The 8,910-nt window shown below is 30.9% G+C and carries 8 protein-coding genes; all 8 read right to left on the bottom strand.

Translation table 11 applies throughout. The features are described from left to right. Positions 1 to 291 precede the first annotated feature (291 nt). On the bottom strand, positions 292 to 1,596 hold the full coding sequence (locus WBY99_RS11000) for an HlyD family secretion protein (RefSeq protein WP_423976382.1): 1,305 nt from the start codon (positions 1,594 to 1,596) through the stop codon (positions 292 to 294). Between the two features lie 9 nt (positions 1,597 to 1,605). Continuing rightward, positions 1,606 to 2,187 carry a hypothetical protein gene (locus tag WBY99_RS10995; protein WP_423976381.1) on the bottom strand — a complete coding sequence of 194 codons (582 nt, stop codon included), beginning with the start codon at positions 2,185 to 2,187 and terminating at the stop codon, positions 1,606 to 1,608. Between the two features lies 1 nt (position 2,188). Then, positions 2,189 to 3,004, bottom strand: coding sequence for a hypothetical protein (locus WBY99_RS10990; protein ID WP_423976380.1), 816 nt, complete (start codon positions 3,002 to 3,004; stop codon positions 2,189 to 2,191). Next, positions 2,976 to 4,247, bottom strand: coding sequence for a radical SAM protein (locus tag WBY99_RS10985; protein WP_423976379.1), 1,272 nt, complete (start codon positions 4,245 to 4,247; stop codon positions 2,976 to 2,978). Before WBY99_RS10985 ends, WBY99_RS10990 begins: the two co-directional genes overlap by 29 nt. 62 nt (positions 4,248 to 4,309) lie before the next feature. Then, positions 4,310 to 4,516, bottom strand: coding sequence for a hypothetical protein (locus tag WBY99_RS10980; protein ID WP_423976378.1), 207 nt, complete (start codon positions 4,514 to 4,516; stop codon positions 4,310 to 4,312). Positions 4,517 to 4,601: 85 nt separating this feature from the next. Next, positions 4,602 to 5,765 carry a hypothetical protein gene (locus WBY99_RS10975; RefSeq protein ID WP_423976377.1) on the bottom strand — a complete coding sequence of 388 codons (1,164 nt, stop codon included), beginning with the start codon at positions 5,763 to 5,765 and terminating at the stop codon, positions 4,602 to 4,604. A gap of 10 nt (positions 5,766 to 5,775) precedes the next feature. Continuing rightward, a complete protein-coding gene (locus tag WBY99_RS10970) occupies positions 5,776 to 7,971 on the bottom strand; it encodes a peptidase domain-containing ABC transporter (protein ID WP_423976376.1) in 2,196 nt (731 codons plus the stop codon). A 9-nt stretch (positions 7,972 to 7,980) separates the two neighbouring features. Beyond that, positions 7,981 to 8,802 carry a tetratricopeptide repeat protein gene (locus tag WBY99_RS10965; protein ID WP_423976375.1) on the bottom strand — a complete coding sequence of 274 codons (822 nt, stop codon included), beginning with the start codon at positions 8,800 to 8,802 and terminating at the stop codon, positions 7,981 to 7,983. Positions 8,803 to 8,910: the final 108 nt, after the last annotated feature.

The raw sequence follows: 8,910 nt of genomic DNA, 5'->3' as shown, positions 1-8,910 counted from the left end.
ATTTTACGCAGGTTTGGGAATGTGGTGGGGTCTTTTTATCCTGACAAACAATTGAAATGTGAATGATTTTTTTTGGAAATTGTTTGGGTGGTGTCGGTTTACGTTTGTTCTGGGAGTTGGATGTAGTTATTTTACGCTGTATTTGAAGTAGGGTGGGGTTATTTTACACTATTTTCAGGAGTAGATGGGGTTTATGTAGGTTTTTCTTTTTCATAGGTCAAACTTTTGAGTAGCGGAAAATTTTCTTCCAATATCTGTATTTGTATTCACAACCGAAGACAGTTATTTTCTTTACGTTTGATACCCCAGTAATTTCCTAATCTGAAAAAAGAATCTCTCTATTAACCGCAAATCCTCCGTTACGATTTCACCATTACCTTTTAATTCTTTATCAAATGGCAATGTTTTATTATAAGACGTTTTCAAGCGTTTTGGCAGAATTACATCAACGTAATAATTGCCTTTTTCATCAGGTGTAAGTGAAATATTCTGAACTTTTCCCTCGATAATTCCGTATTCTTGAAAGCGGTAATTATCAAGTTTTATTAAAACTTTCTGTCCCGTTTGCACTTTTCCTGAATTGGCAGAAGGAATCTGCATTTTTCCAATTAGAGATTCTGTATTTTCAGGAAGTATTGACATTAGCACATCTCCTTGTTTTACAAATTGATTTTCTCCCCAAAACCGCTGAAAGCTTACAGTACCGTCCGTTGAAGAAATGAATAAATAGCTTTGTTCCCATTGTCGCAAGGATTTTCTTAATTGTTCATATAATTGCAGAGTTTGGGAAGAATAATTAATCTTATCTTTTTCCGTATTGATAGATGCTCCGCTTTTTGTTTTATTTAGCCCGGAAATGGCTTCCTGAATTTGAGAAAGAGAAATATTGATGTTTTTAAGATTTTGTTCTGCCTGAAGGAATTTTATTTTTTCATTTTCCATTTCAACTGCTGCAATAACGCCTTGATTAAATAGCTCTTGCGAACGTTGAAAATTCTTTTTTGTTAATTCATATTTGGCAACTTCAATGCTTCTTTGCTGTTGAAGATTGGCGATTCTTCCTCTATATTCAGAAAGGCTTTGGTTTGCGGCAAGGTTTTCCGGGGCATAAGGTTGTAATCTTGTAAATAATCTTTCATCTTGAAAAGCTTTTGCAAAACTATTGTAATCGCTCTGTATTTCTCCCAATTTAAAAGTCGATACTTTTTGAAGTGGGAAAGATTGTAACTGATTGGTTGATAATGAATCTATAATATCTTTCAATTCCAAAATGTCGTGATAATTTGCCGTAGATTGAAGTACCATCATTACCTGTCCTGTTTTTACTTTTTGATGGTCTTTGATTAAAATTTTTTCAATTTTAGAATTGGTTCTGGCTTCTAATTTTTCTGGTGGATTTTGGGAAGTGATGATAACACTTGCCGGAACAAATTCTGGATATTTGATGATATAGCTCATTACGAGAATCAATAGTAAAATAATGAAAATAATAGTATTTCCCCACCGAATCATCCAATGGGGTGGTTGTGAAAGAATGTCTTGAACACTTTCGCTGCGTAGTTCAATATTATCTAATATATCTTTTTGGGATTCCATTGTAAAAACTTAAATTTTAAAATGACCTAAATACGTTAAGACTATATCTAAAGATTGTTTTTGTGTTGTTGCTCCGTCATGAATACAATTATCTGTTGGTGCAATGTAATATTCATAAGGTTTTTGAGAAACGCTCTCGCAGTTAGCAAAATTTGTTGCAATGCTCAAGAACTCTACGGGGGTATTTGACATAGTGCCAACAAATTCGTTAAGAAGCGAATTTGTTTCTTGTACTTTATTTTTATTAATGAGAAACCGTTCAAATACTTCTTTCTCAGTTTTACAATTAATCAAGTTTAATTCTTTGAATAGATTTTGTATGCGAATAGGAAGTATTCCTAAATAAATTGTATTGTAATCTTTATTAAATGCTTCTGTGCTTATGATTTTATTTTCTTCATTTGAAAGGCATCTCCATTCACGTTTAGGGAGATAAGCATCATCTTCGTAGTGGCATTCAATTTCGCCATCAATTAAAGAGACTTTCAAAGAAATCAAATCTTTATGATGAATAATCCCTGAATTAATTTCGATAGTATTGCTGAAATCAATCGAGTGGTGTAATAATTTTATTCCTGATTTTAGCTTCATATTAATATTTATCAAAAATTCCCGTATAAACAATTGTAATGTCGTGTTTTTTATTCCCCAACGTACTCCCATCGTGAATAAAATTATCCGTAGGTGCGATATAATATTGGTAGGGTTTAATTTCCAATCTTATTATTGGATAATTAGGATTTTGTTCAAAAAATTTTTCAACAATATTACTTGCTGTGATTTCTGTATTTTTTATCAAATTAGAAATTTGTCTTAATGATAGATTGACATAAAACAGATATCGTGATTCCTCACTGATATTTATAGAAATTCGATTATCAGATTTATATGCCGAATACGGTGTGAAAATTCGACTTTCATCAATATGCAATCCAGTATAACGAACAAATTCTTTATTAATAAAATGAAATGTGGTTGTTTCGTGATTAGGTTGTCCTTTTGTAATCCTGTGAAATCGAAATTTTGGAATTGACGATTTTGTCCCGAGAAAAATTTCCAGTTTATTATTAAGCTCTGTAATCGATTTTTCTTTACTCCTCAATGTAGAGTCAATATCAAATAAACTATTACAATTCGATAATTCCAATTTGCGAATTGTAGAGACAATATCCTTTGGAATATTTCCAATTGCGATTGTTTTGTGAAAAGGATTACTAAAATTATTGGTTACTATTTTTTTGAATTCACTATCAGTAATTAGTCTCCAATCTTTTTTGGGAATAAAGGAATTCTTCAGATAATTTAAATCACTGACTTCACAGCTCCGTTGGATACCAGAATTAATTAGTAATTGATTTCTGAAATTTTCTTCAATCCGATTAACAAGTAATATTCCTTTCTTTAACATTTGATTTAAAAGAATTTAATTTATTTTTAATGTTTTTATCTATTTTAGAAGAAGTAGAGTTATTAATCTCGTGTACCATTTCTGCATAATCCAAAGAATGGATTTCCAATGAATTGCTTATATCATTTGGTAGAGAAGACAGAATATCATTTTGTATAAATGAAACAAGTTTGATCGTATCATAACAATATATTGTAGGGTTATCAAATCCATTATCATTAGAATATCTATTTCCTAAAAAACCGCCACCACATATGTTTGAGAGCAAACAGTTTATACATTTTTCATTAAGCATACTATGACTATTAAAATATACGTCGAACAGAGGGTCATCATGCAAATCCTCAATGTTATTATTAAAAATATTGAGATTATTTCTAGTAATTCCCTCATAACAAGCCCTGATAGAGTCTGAAACCTCCAAAGCACCATTTGTTTCCAATACTGCAACACCATTTGTTAATGTTCCTAACATTTGATCTCCAATTTGTTCTCCCATAATAAGCTCTATCAGTGTGCGGAAGAAACGAATCATCGGTCTATTGGTATCAGCTTTCCAAATTTTAAACACTTCAATAAGCCAATCAGCGTAGGGTGTATGATCTATTGTATTAACCTTATCACTCAGAAAACCATTAGGTAAATTATCGTAGTGACCATCGGGTAGTAATAAATTGAAATTCTGAACATCCAAGTTTTTTAGCTCATCGTAAAACTCTTCTGGAGAGATGTCTAAATTAACAACAGATAAAATACTGTTAAATCCATATTTCTTTCCCCTTTCAATCGCTGTCATTACTTTATCATGAGACCCCTTTCCATTATGGAAGACTCGATATTTATCGTGATGTTTTTTAGGACCGTCCATACTTATCCCAACCCTTATATTGAGATTTTTAAAAAGTTGACACCATTTATCATCAAGAGTTACTCCATTAGTCTGCAATGCGAAATCGAATGTCACATTTTTAATTGTTTTAGTGAAAATTTCGACAGACTTCTTGTAGTTATCCATTGACCACAATAACGGTTCTCCACCATGAAAAACTATTTGTAAGTATTTTACATCGTTTCTTATACAATATTCATTCAGTTTCATTGCGAATATTGTAATCGTTTCAATTGACATAAATTTAGGTTGTGATAAATAAGTATTATCTCCTAAATTATACATATAACAATAAGAACAATTTAAGTTGCAACGACTGGCTACTTTCAGAACAAATGATGTTATTTTTTTCATATTAAAAATTGAATAATACTCCGTCAGCAAAAAAAACTGACGGAGAATGGAATGAGAAAGAGTTAAACTCTTAAAAACTGATCTGTTTTATTGTAAGCAGCAGATGCCCCATCAATTTTAGAAATAGCAACATTACAATTGTCAGGTGCAACATTTCCTCCAAAAATTGATTTATACAGATCCATTTTCTCATTTTCAGAAGCCTTAATCGTTTTCTTAATAAGAGATTTGTTATCTAAATCAGAAACTAATTTTACTTTCTTTTTCATAAGAGTTGAATTTTGGTTAATACTATTGCCATCAGTTAGGACATGGCGACCGCCCTCATTTTAAAATGAACATATTTAAATAGTGTTATTTTTTTTCAGCATACTCCTGATAAAAATATTTGTTAGGTACCAAATAGACCACATTCTGCTGAAAATCCAAAATTGTATTAAACCGCTTTAATACTTCATTTCCCAAAAAATGAGCATTAAATCCGAGAGGATTAGAAGTAGAAAGCAACTGTACAGGAACATTTGTAAGACTATATTTCCCAAAATTTATTCGTTCATTTAATAAGGTAACTACCTTGACATCTTCATTACGAGAGTTTTTCAGCCTTGTTTGGGCGATGACATGGAGTTTCTCATCTGGGTATTTTTGCTTTCTAGCAATATCTTTATCTATTAAAACTGTTCTTTGATAACCAGTATCAAATAAAAAAATATTTTCAAATTTTTGCTTCTTAATTTGTAATTGAGTAGTAATAAAAAAATGTTCCCGAATAAATTTTAGATTAAAAGATTGATATTTTTTATCTATTTTGCTTTTTTTATCGTACAAAATCAATATATTTTTATCATAGTCAATTTCAACAATTTTTTCATCGAAAATATCCCATCCCAATAGTCCAGAAGCTCCTTCAGGAATTTCGCCAATTGGGTAAATTTGCTGATCATTCCATATCATATTTCCAATTTGGAATTGATTTTTAGCAAGATCACGCATTGTTATTTTTTCTTTGGAATCATTCGGATTGTACTCTTTTTTTATCACCTCTTTCGTTAAATGAAAACCCGAAGCACCAGTATCGAATACCAGATTTAAAGTGTCTTTCTTATTAAAAATGGTTTTCAATACGATATTGTTTTTATCCGTAAGAACAAAAGAAACTGTATCGATATCTTTTTTAGTATTTACGATACTTTTTCTTTTGGGTGCTTGAAACCTTGTATAACAGGAATCTTTATGTTTATATAAAACAATGAAATCAAATTTCTGTTCTGGTTTTAATTTAATTTCAATAGAATCAATATCTGTTATCAGCTTTATACTCTTGCGTTTAGTTATTTTACCAGTGTTATAAGTATCAGGTTTTATAGTCGAATCAAGGTTCCACACTGTTTTTGCTAACCCATCCTCAATGATGGAAACCTTTAATGTATTAGATTTTATTACAGGAATCTTTTTTTGAGCAAATCCCATAATAATTGCGAATAGACTAACGAATATTATTAATTTTTTCTGTATCATTTTATTAGTTTTATGAACCAAGTTCCAATTGATTTTTTATAAGTCTGTAATATTCGCCTTTCTTAGCCACTAATTCTGAGTGATTCCCTTCTTCCACAACTTTTCCTTTATCCAAAACAATAATTTTATCGGCGTGTTTTACCGTAGAAAGGCGGTGTGCAATTACAATTGCAGTTTTTCCTTTGAAAAATTGCTCTAGATTTTCCATAATTATTTTTTCATTATTGGCATCTAATGCAGATGTTGCTTCATCAAAAAAAATATATTCCGGAGATTTGTAAACGGCTCTCGCAATGAATAATCTTTGTTTTTGTCCTCCACTAACACCAAGTCCTTCGTTTCCAATCTTGGTATTATAACTTAATGGAAGTCCTTCAATAAAATCTTTGATATTTGCTATTTCTACTGCTTTTCTTAGCTTTTGTTTGTCAATGTAATCTTCTCCAATTGCTATATTTCCGGCAATCGTGTCATTAAAAACATAACCTTCCTGCATCACAACTCCGCAATGGTCTCTCCACGTTTTAGGAGAAATGTTCTTCAGATTGGTATTTCCTATTTTGACCATTCCGTTGTTGGGTTCATAGAATTTCATTAATAATTTGAGAAGTGTAGTTTTTCCACTTCCACTGGCTCCAACGAAAGCAGTAGTTTTTTGATAAGGAATTGAAAGATTGAGATTTTCAAAAACATATTGGTCTGAACCGATGTATCTAAAAGACATGTTACTAATCTCTATATCATTTTGTGGAATTTCTGAAACATATTGTTCATCTTTACTCTCTTCGTCTTCCTTATCGTGAATTTCTCCCAAACGTTCCAGCGATATTTTTGCATCTTGCGTTTGTCTTATAAATTCAACTAATTGCATTAAAGGGCTATTTAATTGTCCGATGATATATTGAACGGAAAGCATCATTCCCAAAGTAAGGTTTCCACTCAAAACCAACTTAGCAGAAAGAAAACTTACTAAAATATCTTTCATCTGATTGATGAAATTTCCACCAACAGATTGCCATTGCTCTAATGACAAAGATTTTATTCTCAGTTTAAACAATTTGACCTGCAAAAATTCCCAGCCCCAACGTTTTTGTTTTTCTGCGTTGTGCATTTTGATTTCCTGCATTCCGTTTACCAATTCAATGACTTTGCTTTGCTCTTGGGATATTTGGGAAAACCTTTTGTAATCTAGTTCTTTTCTTTTTTTAAGGAAAAAACTGATCCATCCGATATACAGAATAGCTCCAACCAAATACACCAAAAATAATCTGTAATCATAAAACAGAAGCACTATGCTGAAAATAATCAAATTAACCAATGAAAAAAGAGTATTGAGTGAAGAACTTGTAAGCAATTGTTCTATTCTCGTGTGGTCATTGATACGCTGCATAATGTCTCCCGTCATTCTCGTATCAAAAAAACTGATTGGGAGTTTCATTAATTTGATGAAGAAATCAGAGATAATAGAAATATTGATTCTTGTGGAAAGATGTAACAAGATCCAGCTTCGTATTACTTCAATACCCATTCTTCCAAGAAAAAGCATTATTTGTGCTATTAGAACAAGATAGATAAAGTTCAAATCCTGATTTTGGATTCCAACATCCACAATGCTTTGGGTAAGAAAGGGAAGAATAAGTGAAAGTAAACTCCCTGCTAATAATCCTACTGCAAGTTGGACAACTAACGATTTGTATTTCAACAGGTATTTTGAAAGAAAAGAAAAGGTCATTTTTTTCTCATCTTCATCAAATTCATTTTTATAAAAAGCCGGTGTAGTTTCTAATAATAAGGCAATTCCTTCTTCTGTGGTTTCATCAGCATTTTCACCAATCCAGTATTTTATGAATTCTACCTTGGTATAAGTGATTATACCATAACTAGGGTCAGAAATGTAAACCTTTCCTGATTTATCAATTTTGTAAACCACTACAAAATGTTGCTTATTCCAATGAACAACACAAGGCAATGGAACTTCCTCTTGTAAAGTATTGAAATCAACTTGTACACCAAGACTTCTGAAACCTAAATTTTCTGCGGCTTCGCTTAAACCAAGCAACGAACTTCCTTCTCTTGTCGTCTCTGAAAGATTTCGGATTTGCTGTAATGGAATTGTTTTACCATAGAATTTGGAAATTATTCTAAGGCAAGTAGGGCCACAGTCTTTGGCATCGGGTTGTTTGTAGAAGGGAAAGTTTTTTTTCAAAATAAAAATCTACTGATGGTAATTTAAAATGTCAAAATAATTTTTTATCATCCATTTCTTAATTTGATAAGGATAATCTTCATAGAATGCATTATCTTCATTTATACTATATCCTTTATCTAAATTTTCTTTTGCTTTTATAAAATATTCTAATGCTTCTTTTTTTTGGTGCATAAAATAATAAGTTTCGGCTTTGTAAAATTGTGCATCAGAAAAGTTGGGATATTGTTCTAAACTTTTGTCAAAATATTGAATAGCTTCTGTATATTGTCTTTTTTCATAAAAAATAATGCCCATATAGAATAATTCAAGATAATGAGGGGTACCTCCATTTTGAATGTTCAATTCCATAGACAAGTTCATGTATTTTTGGGCTTCATCATACCTATTTAGTTGTATCAAGCACAATGCTTTGTAGAAATAAAAATAATGATCCATAATTAGTCCTTTATTATAATGGCTAATTAAAACATCGAAATCCGTCAATGCATCATTATAGTTTTTCTGAAAAATACATTTGATGAAAGCTCGATATGATAAGTATTTATCATATTTATCGTCATACAATACTGCTTTATCAATGTACTGCATTCCTAACTCATATTTTTTTCTTTTAAAATATGGCATTGCTTTTTGTTGCCATAAGAAAGCATTCTTAGGAAGCAATACCAAAGCAGAATCTATATATGCTTGATATTCGGGTCTGTAATACGAATATTTATATGCTCCGTTTCGTAAATATTTGTTATAAATCTCTTCTTTATTTTCTTCTTGAGAAAATAGATTTATACTAATAATTAAAAAAAATAATTTAAGATATTTGGGATTCATTAAGAAAAGCATTCAAAAGTATAAATTATTGTACAGAGGATTCCGCTTATTTTGATTTTCTACTCACAAACCTATGTAACGAAATACAAAATTCATAGTATTTACTTT

The organism is Kaistella sp. (assembly GCF_049588135.1).
GTDB lineage: Bacteria > Bacteroidota > Bacteroidia > Flavobacteriales > Weeksellaceae > Kaistella.
This window is presented reverse-complemented; position numbering and strand designations above follow the sequence as displayed.

What these genes read in the sequence shown, in the direction of transcription:
- WBY99_RS10995 (WP_423976381.1), bottom strand. Translation starts at nt 2,187, where the DNA reads ATGAAGCTAAAATCAGGAATAAAATTATTACACCACTCGATTGATTTC.
- WBY99_RS10965 (WP_423976375.1), bottom strand. Translation starts at nt 8,802, where the DNA reads ATGAATCCCAAATATCTTAAATTATTTTTTTTAATTATTAGTATAAAT.
- WBY99_RS10980 (WP_423976378.1), bottom strand. Translation starts at nt 4,516, where the DNA reads ATGAAAAAGAAAGTAAAATTAGTTTCTGATTTAGATAACAAATCTCTT.
- WBY99_RS10975 (WP_423976377.1), bottom strand. Translation starts at nt 5,765, where the DNA reads ATGATACAGAAAAAATTAATAATATTCGTTAGTCTATTCGCAATTATT.
- WBY99_RS10985 (WP_423976379.1), bottom strand. Translation starts at nt 4,247, where the DNA reads ATGAAAAAAATAACATCATTTGTTCTGAAAGTAGCCAGTCGTTGCAAC.
- WBY99_RS11000 (WP_423976382.1), bottom strand. Translation starts at nt 1,596, where the DNA reads ATGGAATCCCAAAAAGATATATTAGATAATATTGAACTACGCAGCGAA.
- WBY99_RS10990 (WP_423976380.1), bottom strand. Translation starts at nt 3,004, where the DNA reads ATGTTAAAGAAAGGAATATTACTTGTTAATCGGATTGAAGAAAATTTC.